The sequence below is a fragment of the Desulfovibrio biadhensis genome, from assembly GCF_055388615.1.
Genome location: NZ_AP042477.1, coordinates 1,174,553 through 1,197,862, shown reverse-complemented (window position 1 = coordinate 1,197,862; position 23,310 = coordinate 1,174,553). Strand labels below are relative to the sequence as shown.

Annotated in this window: 19 protein-coding genes and 1 pseudogene; 14 read left to right on the top strand and 6 right to left on the bottom strand. The window is 55.0% G+C overall.

The annotated features are described in order from the left end of the window. Positions 1-94 precede the first annotated feature (94 nt). Both ACZ5EH_RS05260 and ACZ5EH_RS05255 read right to left on the bottom strand, forming a co-directional pair. The gene (locus ACZ5EH_RS05260; protein WP_464277084.1) at positions 95-2,281 is read right to left on the bottom strand and encodes a hypothetical protein; all 2,187 of its coding nucleotides are present in this window, start codon (positions 2,279-2,281) and stop codon (positions 95-97) included. 176 nt (positions 2,282-2,457) lie between these two features. Then, complete coding sequence (locus ACZ5EH_RS05255) at positions 2,458-3,402, bottom strand: glycosyltransferase family protein (protein ID WP_464277083.1); 945 nt, start codon at positions 3,400-3,402, stop codon at positions 2,458-2,460. Between the two features lie 713 nt (positions 3,403-4,115). Here ACZ5EH_RS05255 and ACZ5EH_RS05250 point away from each other — a divergent pair. From ACZ5EH_RS05250 to ACZ5EH_RS05235, 4 genes and pseudogenes are all read left to right on the top strand, one after another. Continuing rightward, positions 4,116-4,685 (top strand): annotated as a pseudogene (locus ACZ5EH_RS05250) (hypothetical protein); the annotation flags it as partial. Next, on the top strand, positions 4,683-5,615 hold the full coding sequence (locus tag ACZ5EH_RS05245) for a methyl-accepting chemotaxis protein (protein WP_464278261.1): 933 nt from the start codon (positions 4,683-4,685) through the stop codon (positions 5,613-5,615). The pseudogene ACZ5EH_RS05250 and the gene ACZ5EH_RS05245, both read left to right, overlap by 3 nt. Positions 5,616-5,788: 173 nt before the next feature. Next, positions 5,789-7,306 (top strand): sensor histidine kinase, encoded by a 1,518-nt coding sequence (locus tag ACZ5EH_RS05240; protein WP_464277082.1) that lies wholly within the window; start codon positions 5,789-5,791, stop codon positions 7,304-7,306. Positions 7,307-7,309: 3 nt separating this feature from the next. Beyond that, the gene (locus tag ACZ5EH_RS05235; protein WP_464277081.1) at positions 7,310-8,692 is read left to right on the top strand and encodes a sigma-54-dependent transcriptional regulator; all 1,383 of its coding nucleotides are present in this window, start codon (positions 7,310-7,312) and stop codon (positions 8,690-8,692) included. A 54-nt stretch (positions 8,693-8,746) separates the two neighbouring features. On the opposite strand, the gene ACZ5EH_RS05230 is transcribed toward ACZ5EH_RS05235, so the two are convergent. Beyond that, positions 8,747-9,088 (bottom strand): hypothetical protein, encoded by a 342-nt coding sequence (locus tag ACZ5EH_RS05230; protein WP_464277080.1) that lies wholly within the window; start codon positions 9,086-9,088, stop codon positions 8,747-8,749. A 191-nt stretch (positions 9,089-9,279) separates the two neighbouring features. On the opposite strand from ACZ5EH_RS05230, the gene ACZ5EH_RS05225 reads away from it, so the two are divergent. From ACZ5EH_RS05225 to ACZ5EH_RS05210, 4 genes are all read left to right on the top strand, one after another. Further along, entirely contained in the window at positions 9,280-10,158 is an 879-nt protein-coding gene (locus ACZ5EH_RS05225; protein WP_464277079.1) for a LysR family transcriptional regulator, read from the top strand. A gap of 129 nt (positions 10,159-10,287) precedes the next feature. After that, on the top strand, positions 10,288-11,097 hold the full coding sequence (amrB, locus tag ACZ5EH_RS05220; protein WP_464277078.1) for an AmmeMemoRadiSam system protein B: 810 nt from the start codon (positions 10,288-10,290) through the stop codon (positions 11,095-11,097). Positions 11,098-11,317: 220 nt separating this feature from the next. Beyond that, entirely contained in the window at positions 11,318-12,169 is an 852-nt protein-coding gene (locus ACZ5EH_RS05215; protein WP_464277077.1) for a sulfotransferase family 2 domain-containing protein, read from the top strand. A gap of 17 nt (positions 12,170-12,186) precedes the next feature. Beyond that, positions 12,187-12,783, top strand: coding sequence for a hypothetical protein (locus ACZ5EH_RS05210; RefSeq protein ID WP_464277076.1), 597 nt, complete (start codon positions 12,187-12,189; stop codon positions 12,781-12,783). A 164-nt stretch (positions 12,784-12,947) separates the two neighbouring features. Here the strand turns inward: ACZ5EH_RS05210 and flgM are convergent, their stop codons facing one another. Beyond that, on the bottom strand, positions 12,948-13,256 hold the full coding sequence (flgM, locus tag ACZ5EH_RS05205) for a flagellar biosynthesis anti-sigma factor FlgM (protein ID WP_464277075.1): 309 nt from the start codon (positions 13,254-13,256) through the stop codon (positions 12,948-12,950). Positions 13,257-13,642: 386 nt separating this feature from the next. Here flgM and ACZ5EH_RS05200 point away from each other — a divergent pair, with 386 nt between their 5' ends. Next, positions 13,643-15,667 (top strand): methyl-accepting chemotaxis protein, encoded by a 2,025-nt coding sequence (locus tag ACZ5EH_RS05200; RefSeq protein ID WP_464277074.1) that lies wholly within the window; start codon positions 13,643-13,645, stop codon positions 15,665-15,667. Between the two features lie 4 nt (positions 15,668-15,671). Then, complete coding sequence (locus tag ACZ5EH_RS05195; RefSeq protein WP_464277073.1) at positions 15,672-16,361, top strand: alpha/beta fold hydrolase; 690 nt, start codon at positions 15,672-15,674, stop codon at positions 16,359-16,361. A 72-nt stretch (positions 16,362-16,433) separates the two neighbouring features. Here ACZ5EH_RS05195 and pyk read toward each other — a convergent pair whose 3' ends face one another. Both pyk and ACZ5EH_RS05185 read right to left on the bottom strand, forming a co-directional pair. Then, a complete protein-coding gene (gene pyk, locus ACZ5EH_RS05190) occupies positions 16,434-17,888 on the bottom strand; it encodes a pyruvate kinase (RefSeq protein ID WP_464277072.1) in 1,455 nt (484 codons plus the stop codon). A 223-nt stretch (positions 17,889-18,111) separates the two neighbouring features. Then, positions 18,112-19,107, bottom strand: a complete 996-nt coding sequence (locus tag ACZ5EH_RS05185) for an NAD(P)H-dependent glycerol-3-phosphate dehydrogenase (protein WP_464277071.1) — start codon at positions 19,105-19,107, stop codon at positions 18,112-18,114. A gap of 254 nt (positions 19,108-19,361) precedes the next feature. Between ACZ5EH_RS05185 and ahbB the strand changes: the two genes are divergently transcribed. From ahbB to cobJ, 4 genes are all read left to right on the top strand, one after another. Then, positions 19,362-19,874 carry a siroheme decarboxylase subunit beta gene (ahbB, locus tag ACZ5EH_RS05180; RefSeq protein ID WP_464277070.1) on the top strand — a complete coding sequence of 171 codons (513 nt, stop codon included), beginning with the start codon at positions 19,362-19,364 and terminating at the stop codon, positions 19,872-19,874. A 208-nt stretch (positions 19,875-20,082) separates the two neighbouring features. After that, positions 20,083-21,354: a glutamate-1-semialdehyde 2,1-aminomutase gene (gene hemL / locus ACZ5EH_RS05175; protein WP_464277069.1), complete on the top strand. Its 1,272-nt coding sequence runs from the start codon at positions 20,083-20,085 to the stop codon at positions 21,352-21,354. Positions 21,355-21,458: 104 nt separating this feature from the next. Beyond that, positions 21,459-22,493, top strand: a complete 1,035-nt coding sequence (locus tag ACZ5EH_RS05170; protein ID WP_464277068.1) for a cobalt-precorrin 5A hydrolase — start codon at positions 21,459-21,461, stop codon at positions 22,491-22,493. Then, complete coding sequence (cobJ, locus tag ACZ5EH_RS05165) at positions 22,493-23,269, top strand: precorrin-3B C(17)-methyltransferase (RefSeq protein ID WP_464277067.1); 777 nt, start codon at positions 22,493-22,495, stop codon at positions 23,267-23,269. Before ACZ5EH_RS05170 ends, cobJ begins: the two co-directional genes overlap by 1 nt. The last annotated feature ends 41 nt before the right edge of the window (positions 23,270-23,310 follow it).

Here is a 23,310-nt window from a genome sequence, read left to right as displayed (position 1 = left end):
TCCGTTGTCGTTTGTAATGTGTGAACAAGGCTCTATCCTCAAAGATAACGCAGGAGACCTAAGCTGTCGAGGCGAAGAGGAAAAATGCCCGGTCTTAACGAAACACGGCAAGCAGATTGGAGTAGCGGTCTGTCCACGGCGCCACTTTTTTCAAAGGCATGGCGGCGGTGCTTTGCCATCCGAGTCTGTTTTCGAGCAGCGCAGCAACCTTGGGGTCTCGGGTAAGAGCGCCCCATATACTGGCTTCGGCATCAGGGTGTGGTGGTGTCAGCTTGCGTTTGACCATGGCGTAGAGGGGGGAGCCTTCCTTTTCTGCAATGGCGTGGGCATTTGCGGCAAGGACGGGGGCGAGGTCCAGATATTTGTTTGAAATGTGAAAAAGGACCGCCCCGTTTTTTGGAATGTGTTGCAGATACAGCTCCATGGCTTCCACTGTGTACAGGTGGACCGGGATGGCGTCCGAGCTGAAGGCGTCCACCATCAGAATGGAGTAAAGGGCCTTGGGGGCTTTTTTCAGAGAGAGCCGGGCGTCACCTATGATTACGGATAGATTGCCCTTGCAGTTTTTCAGATAGGTAAAATACTTCCGGGCCACGAACTCATTGTACGGGTCCAATTCGTAGAAGACAAAATCCTGCCCAGACTGAGCGTAGCTTGCCAGGGCGCCGGCGCCCAGGCCGATGACGGCCAAGTTGTCCGGATGCAGCAGTTGGGAGCGCAACAATTCACCCGCAGGGTTCAAGGGGTGGTAGTAGGTCAGGGGGATGCCTTGCTTGTCCTTGGCCAGATACTGTGCGCCGTGCAGCGTGGTGCCGTGTTTCAGGAAGCGTTTTGGCCCGTGGTCATATACCGTGTAGACGCCGTAGAAATTGCGATGCTTGTCCAGGAGTATCTGCCCGGGGCGCAGGTGCTCCATTCCCTGGGCGAGCACAAGGGCCAGGGCCAACGCCAAGGCCTGGCTCCAGGGGTTATTACGCATGGCCCAGAACAACAAGGCGATGCAGAACGCGGCGCCCCCTGCATATAAGGAGGAAATATCAAATCCGCTGACGTCGGTCTGGCTGCGGCCCAACAAGGTGGACCAGCCCAGCAGCACCCCGCCGAGGACAAGGGCAGCCAGCCAAGAACGTCGTGGGAATGCGGTGCGGTCCTGCAAGGCCAGGCCAAGGGCCAACAGCAGGAACCCGGCCAGGTATTCAATGACCGAATTGCTGATCAGGGGGATAATCCAGGCTACGAGTACCCCGCCGAGAAAACCGCCAAGGGACATGTAGATGTAAAAGGCGGCAAGCTCCCCCACCTGGTCCGGTTTGGCCCGGTTCAACTCTCCGTTGCAAATAATGCAGGTGAGCAGCAACACCACCAGGTGCACAGGAATCAGAATGATGACAGGCAAAGAGTACGACATCTGTTGCTGGGCAAAGAGCATCACGCCAATGGCCGCAAGCAGGGGAAAACGCTCCCGGAGCAGGGGAGGGTACCAGGAACGCTCCTTGAATGTGGGGATAAAGCTGAACAGGAACAACGCCAAGGGCGCCACCCAGATCAGGGGCACGGAGGCGATGTCAAAGGTGATGACATTGGTCACGGAAAGAAAAAGGGCCGAGCCGGCGCAGGAAAGTAAAAGCCAGATCGCCCGTTTTCTGCGGCCTTCCGCTGTGTGGGCAGCAAATGCGGCGCCTGCGGTCTGGGGCATGCGTCCTGACCAGGCGTGCACCGCTACAAACAGTAGGGCCGTGAGCGCGTAGAGCCATTCCCACAACGCGAGCTGTGTATGCAGCGCGAGCATGGGCTCCACAAGAAAAGGGTAGCTGAGCAGGCCGCTGAAAGAGCCCAGGTTCGAGGTGGCGTAGAGTACGAACGGGTTTGAGCTTTGCCGAAAGCGCGAGCTGGCAAGATAGCGTTGCGCCAGTACGGAAAGCGATGAAAGCACGAAAAATCCGGGGCCGATGGTGGCGAGCAAAGCCCAGGCAATATCCAGGACAAAGGGCAGTTCAAGGTGTCGCTCTGTGAGCCCGGACAAGGAAATGGGAAAAAAGGCCAAAGGCAGGAGTGCAATAACGTACATCAGCCGCCTGAACCACACCTTTGGGGCCAGTCGCCCTGCAATATGTGCGTAGGTGTACCCCAGCAGCAACAACCCTTGAAAGAGCATGACACTGACGCTCCAGACCAGGTAACTGCCTCCGAATCCGGGCAGCATGGCCTTGGATGCGATCAGCTCCACCTGGAAAAGCAGGAAAGCGGCCAGAAAAACAAGGGCGTGCAAGACAGCGAGCATGCGATCTCCTGAAGATGAATACGCTGTTAAAGGCGTCTCTGACGCGGGCAGAGTGCCACGGATGCCGGTAAAGCACCAGTGTAAGGAGGAAATTCAGGTGCTTGGTCTCGAAAAAAGCCAGCATGATAGATGGAAGCAAAGGCGCCGCGGTTACAAGCGGCTGAAAAAAGGAATTTTTAGGAAAGATTCTCGTACCAGTCGGCCAGGCTGCCGGCTACGGTTTTTTCGCTCCACACCTTGCACATGAATTCCCGCGCAGCGCGCCCTTTTTCCTGACGCATGCCGGTATCCAACACCAAGGGGCGTATGGCTGCGGCCAATTGGGATGTATCGTGCGCCAACACCCAGGGCAGCGTATCGCACCCGAAAAACTCCTTTATACAATGCTGGTTCCAGTCATCCAAACCGGCGATTGTGGCAATGCCCTGGGAGAGGGCCTCAAGTGAGGCCATGCCGAAATACCCTTGCATGTGGTCGAAAAAGAGGTCGCAGACCTGTTTCCTTGCCAGACATTCGGTATGTCGGGTGTTCTCGATTATGTCCAGTTCCAGTTGCGGCAGGTCGGCAGCCAGAGCGGCGCAGACATGCAGCAGATCTTCCGTATTTTTTAGCTCTTTGCGCGTGGGCGAATGTCCAAGCCTGACGGCGCCATTTGTATGGCGTTGTTGCGGGCTGTACAGAGGTTGCCATTCTGGAACGAAATTGGGCTGCCAGCGGGTGCCAGGTAATTTATGCAGCAGGTCTGGCGTGCTTACCAAAAGGTTGCGCCGCCCCAATTCTGTGTATTTCTGTTGAAAGCGTTCCGGGTGTGCGCGGAATTCCGGATGTCCGTGGTGGTGGTGCACGATGCGCTTGCCGGCCATGAAGTCCTTGGCTTGATATGGGCCCAGAGGGGTGTGTTCGTCCGCCGTCATGTGGAAATGGAAAAGGTCCGCCCATTCCAAGACTTCCGGAACCTGCTCCAGAGCCGCACCCTTGAGCCACGGGACGTGCAGATCTTTTGGAAACATGAAATTGTAGCGGAGTTCAGTGGTGATCAGGCGGCATTGATGGCGGCCGTCGCGTTCCAGGGCGGCTCGCATCAGGCTGGCTGTGCCCGCCGGGTCGTTAATCGTTATCATCACTACGCGCATAGGAACGATCATTGCTGATTATGAAGCGAAATAGAAGTGTTTTAGCAGCTTGAAATGAAGAAAAGTAAGCGCTGCCCCCGGCAATAGAGAAAAAACAAAGGGACCGGATTGATACCTTTTTGTTCCATAAAGCGAAAAGGTGATAGGACCAACTGCTGTATGCAGTCTCCAGAAAAATGATGCCGAAATAAAAAGAAGCATTTTTTGTGTAAAGAGATTGTGAAAAAGCTCAAAATCAAAATTGAAGTGGACGCATTATATTGAGTTAAAAATTATATTTGTCATTCAAGAAGTTTTTCGTAAGCAGAGTTGATATGTATCTTGCAATATTACAATTGTTTATTAACGGCAGGCCAAGTGTAAATAGTGTTCAATCCTGTTTTTCTGCATGTTGTCGTAAATGTAGCTGGGTCTGTTTTGTTGTCCTGTGAAAGCATGTATTCTGCGTAGTCAATTTGTTGCATCCTTGTGACATCGGTTTTTTGATAGCCTTCTTTCTTCGGCATGGGAATAATGTTTTCCACGCGCTGTGTGATTTTCCGGACATGTATGATTTTTCGGAATTGTTTCAAAAGTGTTACGAAAGCTGGACCAAACGAAATATTGCATATAAGATATGCTCAAAAAATATGGAAAGGGGCGGATCCGGCAATTGTGAGTTCCAGGTGTAATGCAGTCTGGAATGATTGCTGCGTCATGCAATGGCGAGGCGCGCCATTTGCCGGATGCTGGAAGAATGCTTTGGGAGGGAACACAAGACCGCGTCAGAGCGTTGTGCAAGGGAGCTGGAAATGTTCGGGAATCATTCGAAAACGTTCAATGCCTTCAGTGAGCTCGCTGAGAAAGGAAGTTATTCTGCAGCCATAGGGGTTCTGGATAGCAAGGGGGGGAACCTGGCGCCACTGTCCAAAGGTGTGCGGTCCATGTTCGATGAACTCGAGTTCTGCCGGTCAATCATCGGCAGCATACTGACGCCTTTTGTGGTGGTGGATACCGATGAGGTGTTGCGCATCACAAACCAGGGGCTTTTGGGGATTCTCGGTCAGCGCGGTAAACCCGAAGACTATTACGGGTGGAATGTCGCCGAGTTCTTTTATGGAGACAAGACCCGCAAGACAGTGCTTTCCACAGCCATGGAGCAACGCTCCCCCATCCGTAAAGAAGTCGATTTCGCCTCGCGAGACGGGCGCTCCCTTAAAATTCAGATAGACGCCATGCCGCTGATCCGTGAATCGGACGGGGCTTTGCTGGGCGCCATCTGCATCTACATGGATGTTTCCGAGCTGCGCCTCAAGGAACAGGAAATTTGCGAACAGAACGAGATCATCACCAATGCCGCAGACAGCGCCACCGCTGTGGCGGATGGTCTTGCTTCGGCCGCCGAGGAGCTTTCCGCACAGGTTGAGCAGACCAGAGCCGCCACGGATGAGCAACGCAACAGAACAAGCGAGGCGGCAGGCGCAACGCAGCAGTTGAGCGCCTCCATTCAGGAAGCGGCGATCAATGCGCAATCCGTCACCGAATTGGCTGAAAGCTCTAAGACAAAGGCCGACGAGGGCGCGCAGGAAGTTGAGCAGACCCGGGAAATTATCCTGGCCGTGCGCAAGGAAGCCGAAGAGTTACGGGGTGATATGGCCAAGCTTGGCGAGCACGCCGAGCGGATAGGCAACGTGATAAACGTCATTAACGACATTGCCGACCAGACAAACCTTTTGGCCCTGAACGCTGCCATTGAGGCGGCGCGGGCAGGCGAAGCCGGCAGGGGCTTTGCCGTGGTTGCCGATGAAGTCCGTAAACTGGCGGAAAAGACCATGCAGGCGACCAAGGAAGTGGGCGACGTTGTGCGCTCCATACAAGCCAGCGCGCAGCAGAGTCAGACTTCCACCGAGTCTGCAGTTGCCTCTGTAATGCGGGGGGTGGATTCCGCCAACGCCGCTGGCGAAAAGATTCGTGAAGTACTAGAAATAATAGAGCAGACAGCAGGAAGCGTGCACAGCATGGCGGATGCCTTCCAGCAACAGTCCAGCGCCAGTGACCAGGTCTCCAATGCCACAGGGTATATTCTGATGTCGGCAGAGGAGAGCGCAAGGGCAATGGATGAATCCGCCAACGCCGTGAATGAATTGGCAAAGATGGCAGGGGAACTCAAACATATCATAGAAAAGATGCGGGATGACTCCAAGAAGGAGTGCGTTAACTGAAAAATCATCATCATTTGAGCTGACGAAGGCTGATTTGGGAATAGCGGCGCTTATCAGGACTTTATTGTCAAGCAGAAGAGGCGTAGGCTTTACCTGGTGCAAGGGGGATGATGTGCCCTGACCCTCTTTTGGCGGACTGGTTGAACTATTAAGCGCTTTGAAGGCTTGTTGAGATGGCGCCGCAGGTACAAAGCAAGAACATTCCTCTCAGCCTGAAACAGAAGGTCTATCTGAGCCTTGGGCTCTACATGACCATTATTCTGGTTATCGGGTCGCTTTCTTTTTATGATCTTGCCCGCATCGGAAACCGCATTGATCTGCTATCGGACTACGGGCAACTCACGAATGTTATCCTTGAAGCGCGGCGCTTTGAAAAGAACTATCTCCTGTATCTGAACAAGGAGGATTTCGAAGAGGCGCGCAACTTCATAAGTCAGGCAAGGGACCTTCTCGAACAGATTTCCTCCCTTATGCACTGGAACGCAGACCTCACCCAGTTGCGCCTGGCTGTGGACGAATACAGCAAGACAATGGAGCGTATCGCCCTCTCTCCGCCGGAAGAGAACGGCAACGCAGGGCCGATGACAGAGGACTTGCGCAAACGCGGCAAGATGATGGTCGACCTTGCCGAAGAACTGAGCCAGAAAGAAAAGCGCACCATAGGCAACATTCTGGCCATGCTCCGGCTGCAGCTCATACTCTCTGTTCTGGGCGCTGTCGTTGTAGGCTACATTGGGACGAAAATTCTCTTCGGAAAGGTGTTCAACGCTCTGGATGTTGTTGTCGCAGCCACCAAAAGCATTGGCAGTGGCAAATTCGAGACCCTGCCCGACGTGCGGGGGCAAAAGGAGCTGAACCGGATCATCGAAGCCTTCAACCAGATGGTCCGTGAGCTTGAACGCCGGCAGGAACAGCTCGTCCAGGCGCAAAAGCTTTCTTCCCTGGGGACGCTCACCGCGGGCGTGGCGCATCAGCTCAACAATCCCCTCAACAATATTTCTACATCAGCCCAGATAGCCCTCGAGGAGATTGAGGACAATGATCTGGAGCTGCAGCGCCGCATGCTTGGCAACATAGACCAGGAGTCTTCCAGAGCCAGGGAAATCGTGCAGGGGTTGCTCGAATTTTCCCGCGAGCAGGGATTTTCTCCCAGGTCTGTCAGTTTGAATGGTCTGTTGAAAAAGACGCTTCGGCTGCTTTCCAGCCAGATTCCTTCCGGTATTGAGATAAAGGTGGAAGCACCGGAAGATCTGGTGCTCTGCATGGATGAGCAGCGTATGCAGGAAGCCTTGCTTAACCTCGTCATAAATGCCTTCCAGGCCATGCCCACGGAATACGGTGTCATCACCCTCCGCGCGGGGCTGGATCCGGAAACGCCCGAGAAACAAGCCTTTATAGAGGTGCAGGACGAAGGGGTCGGCATCCCCAACGATGTCTTAAAGCACGTATTCGACCCGTTTTTCACTACCAAGCCGGAGCGTGTAGGCACGGGGCTGGGATTGTCCATTGTCTACGGCATAGTGGAGCGCCACAAAGGCACCATCCGTGTGCGTAGCACGGAAGGGAAGGGCACCACCATCACGATTCTGCTCCCTTTGCCTCAGGAACCAGGGGCAGGTCGGGAGAATGGGCAAGACGAGGGCGCTGCCTGCGACATGCGCTTGGACAAGGTTAGCCAGGACAAGGACTGATTCATGGGGCCAGCGAACATTCTCATCGTTGAAGACGAAGACATCAGCAGGGATAACCTTTTTCATGTGCTGCGCAAGGAAGGCTACACGTGCGAGGCCGTTTCCGATGGCGCTCAAGCCATTCCCCTGCTGGAAGCGAAGGAGTTCGACCTTGTACTCACCGACCTGCGTATGGGCAAGGTCGGGGGCATGGATGTGCTGGAAGCCGCCAAGACCCTGAGCCCCGATGCAGAAGTCATCATCCTTACCGGATACGCCACCGTAGAAACCGCTGTGGAGGCAATGAACAAAGGCGCTTACAGCTATTTATGCAAGCCCTACAAGTTCAAGGAGCTTCGGGTTCTCATCCGCAAGGCTCTGGAAAAGCACAATATGCGCCTGCAGCTTTCTGAGCTGCAACAGCGTATGGAAAACAAGAGCGCCCCCTTGATTATAGGGCAGAGCGCACAGATAGCCGCCTTGCGGGAATCCATCGCACAGGTGGCGTTGGTGGAAAGCAACGTTTTGATATTGGGGGAGACTGGCACAGGTAAGGAGCTGGTGGCCAAAGCGGTGCACGCCTTGAGCAACCGCAAAAACGGGCGGTTTGTAGCGGTAAACTGCGCCGCTTTTACAGAAGAATTGCTTTCCAACGAGCTTTTTGGCCATGAGCGAGACGCCTTCACAGGCGCGCGGTCGCAGAAAAAAGGGCTTATGGAACTTGCGGACGGGGGTACGTTTTTCCTGGATGAAATAGGTGACATGCCGCTTTCCATGCAGGCAAAGCTGCTGCGCGTTTTGGAAGAGCGCAGCATCATGCGCCTGGGCGGGGAGCAGGAAATTCCTGTGGATGTCCGCGTCCTGGCCGCCACGAACAAAGACCTGAAGCAGGCGGTTGCCGAGGGAGATTTTCGTCGGGATCTGTTCTACCGGCTCAATGTCATAGCCCTGAGCCTGCCCAGCCTGTCTGAAAGGGCTGAGGATATACCCCTTCTGGCCAATCATTTTGTCGCCAAGTATGCGGCCACCATGCAGAAGTCCGTATCAGGCCTCGCTCCAGATGCGCTTCGCGTCCTGCAGGAATATGCCTTCCCCGGCAACGTGCGGGAGCTGGAAAACATCATCGAAAGCGCAGTGGTGATGTGTAGCGGAGATACCATTCAGGTGGGTAATTTACCGGAGGAACTGCTTGAGCTCAGGGTGCAGCAGCTCAAGGAACTGTGTCCCAGGTTTGGCGCCTTGCAACCGCTCAAAGAGCTTGAACAGGAATACATCGAATGGGTCCTGCAGCAGACAGGCAACAACAAGACCCGCACGGCTGAAATCCTGGGCATTGATCGCGCTTCCCTCTGGCGCAAGCTCCAGCGTCTGGCGAACGGCGGCAAGGAAGAAAAAGAGAACTCATGATTTTTGAAGAGTTCTTGTGATGCTTTCATGATGCGTGTTTTGAATAGGATAAGTCTATTTTTGAGCTGTATATAAGAAGTCGTCCCTCTCATTTTGCAAGTCACAAGCCCTGCTGCATTGCTTTGCACATGCGTTGATACCACACGTTGACGTATCGCAAGATTCAATACACGCACGGCATATTGAAGTAGCATTCCCAAATGCAGATATTCCTTCCTCTAAAGCTGTATACTGTATGAGAAAAATCGCTTCTGCTGTTCGCAGATTTTTCATGTTGGAAATTTTTTGCGGTAGTATAGTTCCTTTTTTATTAGTGGCCATTGTGCCAATATTGCAGAAAATGGTAATGGCAAAAAGTATTGTAATTGATAGTATGGATACTGATAATGTTTTCATGATATTTTTCTCCATGTTGCAGGGAGGTCGTGGACCAGTGCTTGACAATCGAAGCGCCCCATGCGCATTGAAAGTCAGTTGTCTGCTGTTTCGAGAGAAGAATAATCGCAGTGTTGCTTTTTAATCTATTCGCAATGTCGGAGCACAGCCTTCAGAATTATTGAAGCCTCGTGACATTTACCGGGGATGGCATGGAACTGTACCATTTACGCACATTCGTCACTGTAGCTGCGGAAGGACGTCTTGCCGGTGCGGCAGAACGCTTGCACACCAGCGTTCCGGCCGTGAGCGCGCACATCAAGGCGTTGGAGGATGAGCTTGGGGTGTCGCTTTTTACGCGTACGCCAAAGGGGATGGTGCTTACAGAAGCGGGTAGCGCCTTGCAACCTGGCGCACATGCCGCCCTGGATAGCGCAGCCTCGTTTATGCAGGGAGCCCGGGATTTGCGGGAGGAACTCTGCGGCGAGGCCAGGCTGGGAATAAATACCGATAGTGCATTCCTGCGAGTGTTGGATATTTGCGGGGAACTGCGTCGTTGCCACCCCAACCTGGATATCCAGGTGCTTAAATCCCTTTCCGTGAATACGCCCTGCATGTTGCGGGACCGCGAGCTAGATGGCGGTTTTGTTTACGGTGGGTGCGAAGCTGGTGATATGATATGTGAACAGATTGCGGTTGCGGCTTTGCGGGTGGCTGCCCCAAAAGATTGGGGCGAGCGTCTTCAGAATGCGGATTGGGCCGAGGTGGCATCCCTGCCATGGATTTGGGTAACGGAGAAATGCCCCTTTCATGAGTCGGCCCAGGCGCAATTTGAGAAGCATGGATATATACCGCAAGTGCAACTGCGTACGGATGATGAAGACACCCTGTTGGACCTGGTACGCGCAGGGCATGGTGTGGCCGTGGTGCGGGAAGATGAAGCCCTGGCCGCAGCGGAAAGGGGCGAAGCCGTTCTCTGGAAGCGGGTTCTTGAGGGGATTCCAGTATCTTTTCTGTATTGGCGCCACCGGCAGCAGGATCGTGTGGTGCAGGCCCTGCGGCGCGCCGTATTGAATTCCTGGAGTCCATGATTGCAAAGTACCCGGAACCTAACCTTTCCCGTCAAACAACCCTGCATTATCTTTTAGAGTAGTAAATCGTCGTTTAATTGGAGCTCCTCAAGCATGCAGGAGACGCAGATAAGCTGTAAGGAGTGCGGTATGGAACGCGATCCGGTTGTTGCGGGGCAGTTCTATCCTGGCGCGGCCCAGGCGCTGCAAAGTGAAGTCAACAAATATCTGGCGAAAGCGCAGACCCCGAATGGCAGGGCGCTTTTGGCCATGGCGCCCCATGCTGGATATGTGTTTTCCGGCCCTGTGGCCGGACTTACGTTGGGGCAGGCGGGGTTGAGCAATACCATGCTGCTGCTGGGCCCCAATCATACGGGGCGCGGTGCGCGGTTTTCACTCTGGAACAAAGGGGCCTGGCGTATTCCAGGGGGCTCTGTACCGGTGGAAGAATATCTGGCCGAACGACTGCTGCAGCAAGACGCCCACCTTGAGCCGGATATGAATGGCCATTTGCATGAGCACTCCCTGGAAGTCATGCTGCCATTTCTGGTGGGCATTCGCCCTGAAGCGCGTATCGTTCCCATTGCTATTCTGGAAAGCGAACTGTCCACGCTCATACAAGTAGGGCGCTCCATCGCCAAGGTCCTGGCTGAATGGCCAGACCCTGTGAGCATCGTTGTCAGTTCTGACATGAGCCACTATGTGCCCCATGAAGAGGCCAAGAAACGGGATAAGATGGCCCTTGATCGTATTGAGGCCATGGACCCGGAAGGGCTTTACGAGACAGTAAGGCGACATGGCATCACCATGTGCGGCGTATTGCCCATGACAGTGGGGCTGGCTGCCTGCCGCGAACTCGGGGCTACCAAGGCCGAAATAACGGCCTATGACACCTCCGGCCGCGCCAGTGGTGATTACGGCCAGGTCGTTGGCTACGCAGGGGCGCTTGTCCGCGCCTGATAAATCGTTGCCTCTAACCTACAAAAGGGGTGCATTTCTGGAATTCTCAATCCACGAATGCATCCCTTTTTTTGCGTTTGCAGATTGAAGATGCAATGAACGTGTGACAGATGGGAATGCTCACTGAAAAAACGCTGCGCGCCGTACAGGATTGAAAGCGCTGCAAATGTGGCGTAAATGGTAAGAAAAACATTGCATAATGCAGTTTGCGTAGATCGAAATGCAGAAAAACAAACCTTTCATATTCCTTCATGCCCCCCGCACTGCGGGCACGACATTGAACAGGATTCTTGCGGCTAATTTTGCGCCGGATGCGTTGCTCTCCATTTACACGGAAGAAGAATATGAAAGATTGCGGCATCTGAACGCACACGATTTGGCCGGCGTGCGTCTGATTCAGGGGCACGTGTTTCTGGATCAATATACCCCCCCGTTATTTCGTGGGTGCGAGGTGCGCCCTTTCACGTTTTTGCGTGACCCGGTGACCAGGCTGGTTTCCGAATACGTTTTTTTGAAAACCTGGCCCCGGAATCATCTGTATTCACTACTTAATGAAAAGAAGATCAGTTTTCGCGAGTATCTTACAAGTAATGACAAGCGCTTGAAATACAGGGGCAAAAATTTTCTGGTGCGTTTTATTACTGGTGAAGACGTTCCCCACGAAGGCGACTGCAGCGAAGTTTTGGCCAAAGCGAAGGATAATCTGGAAAATGTTTTTGAATTTGTCGGGATTGTGGAACGGTTTGATGCAAGTTTGCTGCTTTTAGGAGAATGGCTGGGCGTGAAGGAGTTGTTGTATGAAAAGCGAAATGCCCTGCGTAATAAAGGTGACACCGCCATCAGCGAGAGCGACCTTGCCTTGGCCAGGGAATTGAACGCGGCAGACGTTGCGCTGTACGCATTTGCCTGCAGCCTTTTTGAGAGGCGCGTTCAGGAAAAGGGCGAGGCTTTTTCCGCCTCTGTGCGGCGCTTCAGAATGATAAACGAGCGGTACCAGAAGGTCTGCTCGCTCATAGACACCAGGGTCCCCGAGCTTGAAAAGGGTGACATCCTGCTATCCAAAGATATTTGAAACCACGGGAGATGCGTGTGGGCAACGGTAGCTGGGAACGTGCGCAGGCGCTGCCAACGATGTTGCAGACGGCAGAAGACATGATGGCGAGAGGTGAGCTTCCTGAAAAGAAGTTGGTGGAAGCGCTGCTCCAGCATACGGATACTGGCAGCGATCCCGCACTGCAGCGTCGTGCAGCAGCCGTGGGCATGGGTTATTTTTGCGCGCAGGCGACAGCCCTGGTCAGTAAGTATGAGCGGCAGACACGCCCTGCTTTTGTGTGGGGCGTCATCTTGCTGGTGTCTCTTTTGGCTGGCGGTTTTTTAATCACCTATGATCCGGAATCCGGTGCTGTGTGGACGACCATCATGTGCTTCGCCATGGTGTTTGTTGGTCTGGTGCTGGTGCCAAAATGGCGACGGCAGATACCGGTTTTGCACCAGGCGCAGGAAGAAGCACTCCTTGCGGGCGCGGCATTGCAGGATGAACAGGGTGGCGGAGCCGCCGCGGCTACCGCCTTGGATGCTGTCGCAACGTTGCGCATGGTGCTGGCAAAGGCCAATTACACTCTGTCTGCACCCGAAGGCCTGCAACCCCTGCTGGAAGCGTTGGCGTCAGAAAACGGTGAAGCATAGCAGAACCAGCGCCCCTAAAAGGAGACATGTCAGGCCTCGAACACATTCCTGACATGTTTCCAGTCCTCTCTCGCCTGGTAAAACGTGGAAGCATCGTGGATAAAAAAAGCCCGGAATTCTTTCCGGGCTTCAATGCAGGCGTGGCAGAACAGCATGCAGCAGGACTATGGGGTGTTCTTTTTAGAAAGGAAGAATCCCGGATCCTCCTGGACAATACGCTTCGCGATCTTGCCAGTATTGATTTCATATTCGCCGTTCGCGATAAGAGCTTTGATTTCCTCAACCTTCTCACGCCGAATGGGCTCTTCAACCGTTGACGAATCTGCTGCGGCGCGGCGCTTGGCTTCATCAGATACACTGACGCGATCACGCTTAGACGCAGAGTTGTTGCTGTTTCGCTTGTTTCCGGCAACGGTCTCCCCAGCCTTGGCGCGGTCAGACACGTATCCCGATATCAGGCTGGTGATTTCCATGATTATTACCTCCCCATTTACTCCCTTGCATATCTTATCGGCAATGGAGCCACGGAACCTTAGGGGAGGCAGTAATCTTTAGTAAAATCGTGAGAAAGGTTTTAATATACAAAGAGAAATCAGAAAAACGCGACCTGCTCTACTGAGTGAGTCTCCCCAAAGCAGGTCGCGTGATGAAAATCTACATTATAATCTTGTTATCTTATCGGTAAATGCCTGTGAAACTTGAGGCCAGTGTATGCAGGCCCGCTCTTCCAGGGGCAATTGCCTTTTCATGTAAAGTGAGGTAACGATTTTCGTGGTAGAGAAGACCTTTTGTCTGACTGCTTTTAAGGAACAAAGGGGGGCAATATCTCTATTCAAGATAAAAGAAATTAGGAAAAAAAGTGACTAATTCGAATTCTGTGAGCACTACCCAGCAGCCTCTTGTTTCAGGTCAAAGTGTTCTGATTCTGTCAGGCGTGCTGCTGCTTCTTGTCGCTGTGGGCCTGTGTGCATGGGGCGCCATGGGCGATTTGTCATTTGCAGGGCTTGTATCTTTTGGTGCCATGATTCTGGCCGCTGCGGGCGTCTTTCTTTTGGGGGGCGTTCCCCGCAGAAAACTGCAGGCTGCGCTGGAAGCACTCCAGGCCAACAACAAGGAGTTGCAAGCGTCAATCTCCACACGGGATAGCTTGTTTCAAAAGCTGCCGGGCGCTGTCTTGCTGAGTGACGCCAGTGGCAGTATCCGCAGTGCCAGCAAGGAGGCGGAGCGGATTGCCCCTGGCAATACGCTGCAACAAGTTCTCGGGGCAGAAGCCGCCGGCAGTGTTCTTGCCAAAAGATCCGCAAACGGCGATGCGGTTACATTGCCATCCGGGAAGAAGGTGCGTCTCTTTGCAGCAAATATAAAGCCTTCCGGGAATGAAGAACAGCAACTTGTGTTGTTGCTGGAACGAGAGCCCGAAGCCAAGGCTGAATCCTCGGATGAAGAAAAACGGAAAGCAGGATTTATTCAGGCCGCGGCAAAGGTAAACGATCTGGCGCAGCAGCTCGCCTCGGCTTCAGAGCTGATGAGTTCTTCGGCTGATGAACAAGCCAAGGGCGCAAACCGTCAGAAGGAGCAAACTTCTTCCGCCGCCTCCAGCATTGAACGCATGAGCTCCGCCGTTCTTGAAGTCGCTTCCAATGCCTCTTCGACTTCCGAGGCCGCCCGGGAAGCGCGTACCTCAGCGGAAGAAGGCGCAGGGCTCGTACGCGACATGGTGGATGATATCAATGCCGTTGCCGAATCTGCCTCAGACCTGGCTGAAGTGCTTTCCAATCTGGACACCCAGGCCGGTGAGATTGGCCGTATCATAGGCGTTATCAGCGATATCGCGGATCAGACCAACCTTCTGGCTCTCAACGCCGCCATCGAAGCGGCGCGGGCAGGGGAGGCCGGAAAAGGCTTTGCCGTGGTCGCGGACGAGGTGCGCAAGCTGGCGGAAAAGACCATGGGCGCCACCAAGGAAGTTGAAAACTCCATCCGCACTATTCAAAATTTCTCCAAGAAAGCAGTCACCTCCATGGAGTTGACCGAAGAGCGCGTAGGCCACACCACGGAAAAGGCTGACAAGGCCGGACAAGCCCTGGGCGCGATCATGGGGCACATCGCGGGCATGGTTTCCAGCGTGGAGCACATTGCAGCCTCTGCAGAACAACAGTCTTCCGCAGCAGAAGAAGTATCGCACCTCATTGAGGAGATTGCCGAAATCGCCAAGGACGCTGATGAAGGCGCAAGTCAGCAGGCCTTTGCCACCAGGGATCTGGCCAGGCTTTCGCGGGATCTGCTCCAACTCTCCCAGAACATCAGTGGGAAACGCAATGGCGCCAACCTGGAAGATTCAGAGCACTCCATGAAAGGCATTTTGCCCAAGCTCATGCAGGAGTATGTGAAAAAGACATTTGGCGAAAAAGTTTACAGGGCTACGCAAAAGCGTCTTGGCGACCCTGTGTTCCTTGCTTCGGATTCCTACCCCGACTCTGTCATCGAAAAGATGGCGGAAGCCGTCAGCACCGAATCCGGGAAAAGCAAGCGGCACGTGCTTTACAACCTTGGATTTTACACGCCGGGCGCATTTCACCGCACCTATCCGGCATATTTCAAGAACGTCACGAATCTCAAGCAGTTCATGCTGTCCATGAACGATGTGCATCACCGCGTCACCAAGGACATGCCCGGCGCCGCACCCCCGCGTTTTTCCTTTGAGGACAAGGGAGATACCTTGTTCATGAACTACCACTCCGCACGTGGGCTTTTCGATTATCTGGAAGGCGTCATAAACGGTTCGGCCGAGTTTCTGGGCGAGAAGGTAGCGGTCAAGGTCAAGCCTCTGGATAAGGAGACGGCCAGGGTCGAGATTCATTTTAACGGGAAGGCTTCCAGGTAGGGCGATGCAGTTGCTCCTGTTGCATGGCCTGGCCGGGAGCGCCGAGGATTGGTGCCGTACGCTTGTCCATTTGCCAGGCGCCAGGGCAGTGACGCCGCGTATCGATTATATAGGCGCGGCGCGCAGCGGAGCAGGGCTTGAAGAGCTGGCCCATGGGCTTCACAAGGCTCTTCCACCCTGGTTTGAACCTGAAAAAGCCCTTGTGGCCGGGAATTCTCTTGGGGGGGCGCTGGCCTTGCTGCTTTCCCCCCTATTTGGCCGCTCCATACTCGTTGCCGCACACCTTCATATTGCCAGTGGACGTCTGGATCGTGGACTGAGCACTGTGCACCGTGAACTGGGACGCGTCTTCCACCGCCCGGAGCGTTTGCACTCGCTGCAGATTCGCGAGTACGAGCGCCTGTGGCAACGCCTCACCGCTACCCGCTATCGGTTGCGACAGCTCAAAAGCCTGAAACGATTGGTTTCTTCGTTTGATCTCGAAGAATCGCTTTTGCAGCATGGCTCCAAGACCACGCTTATCTGTGGAGATGCAGATGCTTTGAGCCCCTTACCGCGTTTCAGGCAGATAGCCCGGCGACATCCGCAATTGCGTTTGGCAGTGGTTGAACGTTGCGGCCATGCAGTTCCCCTGGAACGCCCTGCCGTGATGGCCAGGCACCTGCGGGAGGAATTTGCGAGCATTGGTTGTTAACGCATTGTGAATGCTGAAGCATAAAAAAAGGGCGCTCAGGGCGCCCTTTTTCTTGTGATTCGGTGTGTATGGCTATTTGTAGTAAATTTTGATCTGGTTGGTGCGCGTATCCTTGGGGCAGGGGCCTTCGTTGCATTCCCTAAGCTGGCCGGGGGTTGGCTGGCCAGAGGTTATGACGGTGCTGTCCCCCTGGCTGAACACATTGGAATTTTGAACAAAATTCTCAGCACGTTCAAGATGGCTCACTATGCTGGGATCCACCAGAGAAGGTTCTACCCCGTAAAAGAAGTTCAAAGCCTTTACCACGCGAGGATCAGGGGTCAGGGCGTAAATCATTTGTCCCGGCCGGCGGCTGGAAACGAGGCGGGCCGTAGCGCCGCTGGTGGAGTGGCATACCAGCCCGGCGCTGCCCAGGTTGTCTGCAATCAAGGAAGCAGCATAGGCCAAGTATTTAGCCGGGTTGTGCTCTTTCTTGGGTTGAAAGGGCCCCTGTACGCGTTCCAGGTAATAGGCTTCGGCGCTTTCGGCGATGCCGTGGATGAACTTCACAGTCTCCACAGGGTATTCGCCGATGGCGGTTTCCTCGGAAAGCATTACGCAGTCGGCGCCATCCAATATGGCGTTGGCCACGTCCGTGGTCTCGGCGCGTGTCGGCATGGGGTTGTGCACCATGGAAAGCAGCATCTGAGTGGCCACGATACTTGCCTTCTGGGCATGGCGGCATGCGCGGATGATGCGTTTTTGGATGACAGGCAGCTCAGACAGAGGGGCCTCGAGTCCGAGATCGCCCCGCGCTACCATCACCACGTCGGACAATGCCACGATGTCTTCGAGGTTGTCGTAGGCGTTGGTGCGTTCCAGCTTGGCCACGATGGGAATCCAGGAGCCGTGACTCTTGATGGCTTCCTGCAGGTCAAGGATGTCTTCCTTGGTCTGCACAAAAGATATGGCCACGGCGTCGATGCCGATTTCCATGCCCTCGGCAAGGTCTTTGCGGTCCTTTTCCGTCAGAGCTTTGATGGGGTGCGATTTGCCGGGAAAGGCGATGCCCTTGTGTGACGTCAGAATGCCTGAGTTCCGGGAAGTGATGGCAAAGAGCCTGTCATTCTTGATCACGCGCTCCACATTGAAGCGCAGCATGCCGTCGGAAAGCGACACAGGCATGCCCACATCAAGACCCTCCAGCAATTGGGGAAAATCCAGGCTGATGAATGTGCCATCAATTTCGTTGTGGCCTTCTTCATCCGGCAAACCCAGGTAGCAGGTGGTGCCAGCCTCGATTTGCAGGGGGGAGCCCACCACTTCACCGATACGAGTTTTGGGGCCGCACAAGTCTCCCAGAGCTGTAAGCGGTATATTCAGCTCGTTTTCGAGGTCGCGGATCATTTTTACCACGGGCTCGAAGGTGGCGGCATTGGAGTGTGAGAAGTTGAGGCGGAAAATGCGCACGCCATAGCGTACCATTTCTTTCATGACCTCGTACTTCATGGACGACGGACCTAGCGTAGCGACGATCTTGCAGCGCATGTACCCCTCGCTTAATGCTGATGTTGTGTCCTGGTTGCCCCGCGTCCGAAAGGCCGAATACTATAGACCCAGTCTGAAGCCGGCCGCGAACGCCCGCAGACGATTGGTGCAATTCATAACACAAGCGCTCAGGAATTCCAGAGGCAAAGACCGTGTGTCACGAAATTGCCGTCTCAGTGGCATACGCTAGGCGATAAACCCTTTCAGGACGCGCTTTCCGAGCTTAATGCTCCTCTTTCAGGGCGCGGGTCATCAGTTCGCGCAAGGCATCCTTCACGTCCTGTTCTTCATACAGAACCTTGTAAACCTGCTCTGTAATGGGCAGCTCGACATTGAGCTTTTTGCCGATTTCATAGACAGCTTCGGTGGTTTTCACACCCTCGGCAACCATTTTCATGTCGTGCATGATGTCGATGAGTTTTTGCCCTTTGCCCAACCGTAGCCCCACCTGCCGATTGCGAGAAAGATCGCCTGTGCAGGTCAGCACCAGGTCACCCAGGCCGGCCAGCCCCATGAAGGTTTGCGGGTTGCCGCCCATGGCTTTGCCCAGACGGCTCATCTCGGCAAGGCCGCGGGTGATGAGGGCGGCGCGGCTGTTGGTGCCGAATTGCATCCCGTCTGCAACGCCGGCAGCAATGGCGATGATATTCTTGACGGCGCCCCCCAATTCTACACCGCGTACGTCGTTACTGCTGTAGACGCGAAAATACTCGTTGGCGAACAGTTCCTGGAGTTCCTTGCAGACTTTTTTGTCCACACAGGCCAGGGCAACGGCGGTGGGTATTTCCTGCGCCACTTCCTTGGCAAAGGAAGGTCCGGAAAGCATGGAAAACGAGGGTTTGATCGAAGCCAGTTCCTGCGTCACTATCTCCGACATGGTGGAAAGCGTGCCTACCTCTATGCCCTTGTTGGCGCAAATGATTTTGGCCCGCTTGGGGATGGCGTGGCGCAGGGTGCTGAGCACCGAACGAAAAAATTGGCTGGGTACGGCGAAAACAAAAGTGTCGCTTTCGCCCACTGCCTGGTTGATGTCATTGTAAATGTTCAGGTTATCATCCAGGGTTATGCCAGGAAGATACCAGCGGTTTTCTCTGTTGGCGCGCATTTCCGCCATCAGTTCCTGCTCCCGCACCCACAGCGCCACCTCGTGCCCGTTCTTGGCAAGAAGGTTAGCAAGCGTCGTACCCCAGCTGCCGCCTCCGACAACCACAATCCGCATCAGCGACTCCTTAGAAAAGTATGAAAAGTTATGTTTCAACCGGAAAGGTATTTATTTTCAAAGTGCCAGTATAGATTGCAGTGGACTGGAAGACAAGTCTCAGTACCCTGCAACAAGCAACGCGCCTGCAGAAAGTGGTGCTCTTGCAACGTATGCGGTGAGAGGGTAAGCATGCGTTTTTGACGCACATGGCCTGTCGAATAGTGGGCGGCCACATCAGATTCTTTCAGATATACTCAGGAGGTCGAAACGGCGTGAGTGCCCCAGGTAAACGCTTGGAACGCGAATTGAGCGACGCTGAGAAAGCAGTGCTGCGGCTCGCCCAGGGAACGCTGCCAGACAGCGCTACTCCTTATGCGGATATGGCTGCCATTGTCAGTCAGGAAACAGGGGAGGACGTGAGTGAAGAGCAGGTCATTGCCTTGCTGCAAGAGCTCAAAGATATCGGCGCAATCAGGCGCTTTGGCGCAACCCTTAGACACCAGAAAGCAGGGTGGGCGGCCAATGTCATGGTTGCCTGGAGATGTTCGGAGGAAAAAATGCCCGAAGTGGGGCCGGCCATGGCCGGACACCAGCGCGTCTCCCACTGCTACCACCGTGACCCCAAGGCCGACTGGCCCTACTCCCTGTTCACCATGGTACACGGGCGTAGTAATGAAGAATGTCTGCAGACAGTGGAAGAACTCAAGCAGCTTTCGGGGCTGGATGATTACGCCCTGCTCCATAGCATCAAAGAGCTGAAAAAGACCTCCATGGTCTATTTTTAATATTTTCATTATGTTGCAAGGTGCGGCGGGGATGGCATTTGCAAATGCTGTTTTCCTCCCGTTTTTGTTTCCAGGATTTTGTTACCACGCATTTTTTGTGCAGACGTTTGCTGAAAAAGAATCTTTGGAACGGGGTCCGGGAAAGCGCCATTCGTGAAGGGCTTTTCCCGGTAAGCTTCTAAAATATATTTCACATTTCGGAGGTGTGATGATGCAACGCTCGCAAGAGCTTTTTCGGCGTGCGCAGGAGTTGATTCCGGGCGGCGTGAACAGCCCTGTCCGGGCCTGCAAGAGCGTGTGCTCGGAGCCCGTATTCATCAAAAAGGGCGCAGGCGCCCGTATTTGGGATACAGACGGCGCCGAGTATGTGGACATGGTCATGTCTTGGGGGCCCATGCTTTTGGGACACGCGCATCCAGAGGTCAACGAAGCCGCCATTGCTGCAACCAGAGACGGCGCCAGCTTCGGCGCTCCCTGCGAGACCGAGGTGCTTTTGGCCGAAGAAGTGATCAAGGCCATGCCCGCCGTGGAAATGGTGCGCATGGTCAATTCCGGCACGGAAGCCACCATGAGCGCACTGCGCCTGGCCAGAGCCGTGACGGGGCGCAACAAGCTGGTGAAATTCGAGGGCTGTTACCACGGCCACGCCGACCCCTTCATGGCGGCCGCAGGTTCCGGCGTTGCCACATTGAGCATCCCCGGGACGCCTGGCGTGCCGGCCGATACGGTCAAGGACACGCTGCTGGCCCCCTTTAATGATCTGGACGCGGTGCGTCGGCTTTTCAACGAGAGCGGTGCTGACATTGCGGCCGTAATCGTGGAGCCAATGGCCGGCAACATGGGACTGGTGACGCCCCAGGCTGGTTTTCTGGAGGGGCTGCGCACCCTTTGCGACGAATCCGGCGCACTGCTTATTTTCGACGAGGTCATAACGGGATTTCGCGTTGCCTTTGGCGGCGCCCAGTCTCGCTTTGGCATCACCCCGGACCTGACCGCCATGGGCAAGATCATCGGCGGCGGTTACCCTGTTGGCGCTTATGGCGGGAAAAAAGAGATCATGCAGCGTGTAGCGCCCAGTGGTGAAGTGTACCAGGCGGGCACGCTTGCCGGTAATCCGGTGGCCATGGCTGCAGGATTGAAGACGCTGCAGCTCCTCAGCAAGGCCGATTACGCCGACCTGGAAGCACGCACCGGCGCCCTGGCCGAAGAGTTGGCGGAAATCATCCGCGGCAAGGGGCAGCCTGTGACGGTGAACAAAATGGCCTCCATGTTCACATTGTTTTTTACGGACAAGCCCGTCACCGATTTCGAATCCGCCAAGACCACGAACTGCGACCGTTACGCATCTTTCTACTGTCAGATGCGAGAGCAGGGCGTGTATCTGGCGCCATCAGGCTTTGAGTGCACCATGCTCAGCTTTGCGCACTCCAAGGCGGATTTCGACAAGGTGCTGGACGCGGCAAAGGCTGTCACTTTCTAAGCCTGCCCCCCTTGTGGGATACGATGTATGACAAGATGCGGGTGCGTGCTGCGCCCGCCTTTTTTTCATAGCACAAGCAGTGATGTTTTCTGTACAGGCAACACATGGACCGCTCTACCTCCCAAAAGCAGATTGCCATCTATGCGCTCACCGAACGAGGCGGTGTTCTTGCCGGGGATATTGCACGCAAAATGGGGGGGGAACTGCATATGCCGCAGCGGCTGACAGCTGCATTTCCTGGCGCTGCAGTCTTCGAATCATTGTCTGAACACGTTGCGGCAACGTTCCATAATTTTTCTGCTCATATATTTATTGCCGCCACAGGTGTCGTGGTGCGGGTCATCGCCCCTTGGCTGCAAGGCAAGGATAAGGATCCGGCAGTGCTCGTGCTGGACCAGGAAGGCCGCTTCTGCATCAGTCTGCTTTCCGGGCACATAGGGGGTGCCAACGATCTTGCGCGACAGGTGGCCCTGATTACGGGCGGGCAGAGCGTCATCACCACGGCCACGGATACGGCCGGCGCGCCTGCCATCGACTGCATGGCCATGGATGCAGGACTGGCCATCGGGGACACGGGGCGCATCAAATACGTCAATGCCGCCCTCGCTGCTGCAAAGTCTGTGGCTGTGTACGATCCAGGGAACTGGTTGGGCATTGCCACGCATGACAAGTGGTTCAACCCTGTTACAAGTGCGGCGGATGCTGCTGTCATGGTCGGGTGGCAATTGCCGACCCCGGACAGCAAGACACTTGCGCTGCACCCCAAATGCCTGTGTCTCGGAGTAGGGTGCCGCAGGGGCGCTCCTGCTTCTGATATCCTGGAGGCAATCGCAATTGTTTTGCAGGACATGGGCGCAGCGCGTCAAAGCCTGGCGGGCATGGCCAGTGTAGAGGCTAAACGCGATGAGCAGGGGCTTTTGGAAGCAGCGCGAGAAATGGAACTGCCCCTGGTTTTTTACCCTGCTGCAACGCTGGACGGTGTGGATGTTCCTACCCCCTCGGAACGGGTGGCCCGTGCAGTGGGCACGCATAGTGTATGCGAGGCGGCGGCCCTTCTCTTGGCGGAAGGGGGAGGACTGCTGGTAGCTAAGCGCGCCTTTGGCAACGTTACCCTGGCCGTGGCGCAAAGGACAAAGTGATGCACAAAGGATTGGTACAGGTTGTCGGCATCGGCCCGGGCAATGGAGCGCTGCTCACGGCGCAGGCGCTGGAAGCGCTTGACGCAGCGCACACCGTGGTGGGGTACAAGATGTACCTGGAATTGCTCCCTGATGGTATGTTGGAGGGCAAAACCCTGATCTCCACGGGAATGACCAAGGAGATGGAGCGCTGCGAGCAGGCAATCGAAGCCGCGCTTGCAGGTAGCAGAACCGTCGTGGTCAGCAGTGGAGACGCCGGCGTCTATGGCATGGCCGGCCTGGTGCTGGAACTGGTGCATGAAAAAGGTGTGGCCGACAAGGTAGATGTCGAGGTCCTTCCGGGGATACCGGCGCTCATCGCCGCGGCAGCCATTCTTGGGGCGCCCTTGATGCATGATTTCGCGGCTGTCAGCCTTTCCGATCTCCTGACCCCGTGGGAGCGCATTGAACAGCGCATAAGCCTGGCTGCGCGCGCTGATTTCGTGCTGGGCATCTATAACCCCCGCTCCAGGAGGCGAACCCGGCAACTGCCCAGGGCCAAGGACTTGCTGCTTGCGGAAAAGCCCGGGGATACTCCCGTGGGTATTGTGCGTCAGGCATACCGTGAAGAGCAGTCCGCCACCATCACCACCCTGGACGCCCTGGATCCCGAAAGTGTGGACATGCTTTGCATCCTCGTGGTGGGCAACAGCGCCACCCGTGTTTTTGAAATGGACGGGCAGGCGCGCATGGTCACGCCCCGTGGGTATTTCGAAAAATACGGCCACGTGGAGTAGCATTTTTATAAGCGCGGGAGCGCACTCTTTCTTGTCCGCAC

Bases quoted from the DNA above. Each gene is read 5' to 3' on its own strand.
- ACZ5EH_RS05185 (WP_464277071.1), bottom strand. From the start codon at position 19,107: ATGCGGATTGTGGTTGTCGGAGGCGGCAGCTGGGGTACGACGCTTGCT.
- ACZ5EH_RS05245 (WP_464278261.1), top strand. From the start codon at position 4,683: ATGGATGTTTCCGAGCTGCGCCTCAAGGAACAGGAAATTTGCGAACAG.
- ACZ5EH_RS05260 (WP_464277084.1), bottom strand. From the start codon at position 2,281: ATGCTCGCTGTCTTGCACGCCCTTGTTTTTCTGGCCGCTTTCCTGCTT.
- ACZ5EH_RS05225 (WP_464277079.1), top strand. From the start codon at position 9,280: ATGGAACTGTACCATTTACGCACATTCGTCACTGTAGCTGCGGAAGGA.
- ACZ5EH_RS05230 (WP_464277080.1), bottom strand. From the start codon at position 9,088: ATGAAAACATTATCAGTATCCATACTATCAATTACAATACTTTTTGCC.
- ACZ5EH_RS05195 (WP_464277073.1), top strand. From the start codon at position 15,672: ATGCAGTTGCTCCTGTTGCATGGCCTGGCCGGGAGCGCCGAGGATTGG.
- ACZ5EH_RS05215 (WP_464277077.1), top strand. From the start codon at position 11,318: ATGCAGAAAAACAAACCTTTCATATTCCTTCATGCCCCCCGCACTGCG.
- cobJ (WP_464277067.1), top strand. From the start codon at position 22,493: ATGCACAAAGGATTGGTACAGGTTGTCGGCATCGGCCCGGGCAATGGA.
- amrB (WP_464277078.1), top strand. From the start codon at position 10,288: ATGGAACGCGATCCGGTTGTTGCGGGGCAGTTCTATCCTGGCGCGGCC.
- ACZ5EH_RS05235 (WP_464277081.1), top strand. From the start codon at position 7,310: ATGGGGCCAGCGAACATTCTCATCGTTGAAGACGAAGACATCAGCAGG.
- hemL (WP_464277069.1), top strand. From the start codon at position 20,083: ATGATGCAACGCTCGCAAGAGCTTTTTCGGCGTGCGCAGGAGTTGATT.
- ACZ5EH_RS05170 (WP_464277068.1), top strand. From the start codon at position 21,459: ATGGACCGCTCTACCTCCCAAAAGCAGATTGCCATCTATGCGCTCACC.
- flgM (WP_464277075.1), bottom strand. From the start codon at position 13,256: ATGGAAATCACCAGCCTGATATCGGGATACGTGTCTGACCGCGCCAAG.
- ACZ5EH_RS05255 (WP_464277083.1), bottom strand. From the start codon at position 3,402: ATGATAACGATTAACGACCCGGCGGGCACAGCCAGCCTGATGCGAGCC.
- pyk (WP_464277072.1), bottom strand. From the start codon at position 17,888: ATGCGCTGCAAGATCGTCGCTACGCTAGGTCCGTCGTCCATGAAGTAC.
- ACZ5EH_RS05240 (WP_464277082.1), top strand. From the start codon at position 5,789: ATGGCGCCGCAGGTACAAAGCAAGAACATTCCTCTCAGCCTGAAACAG.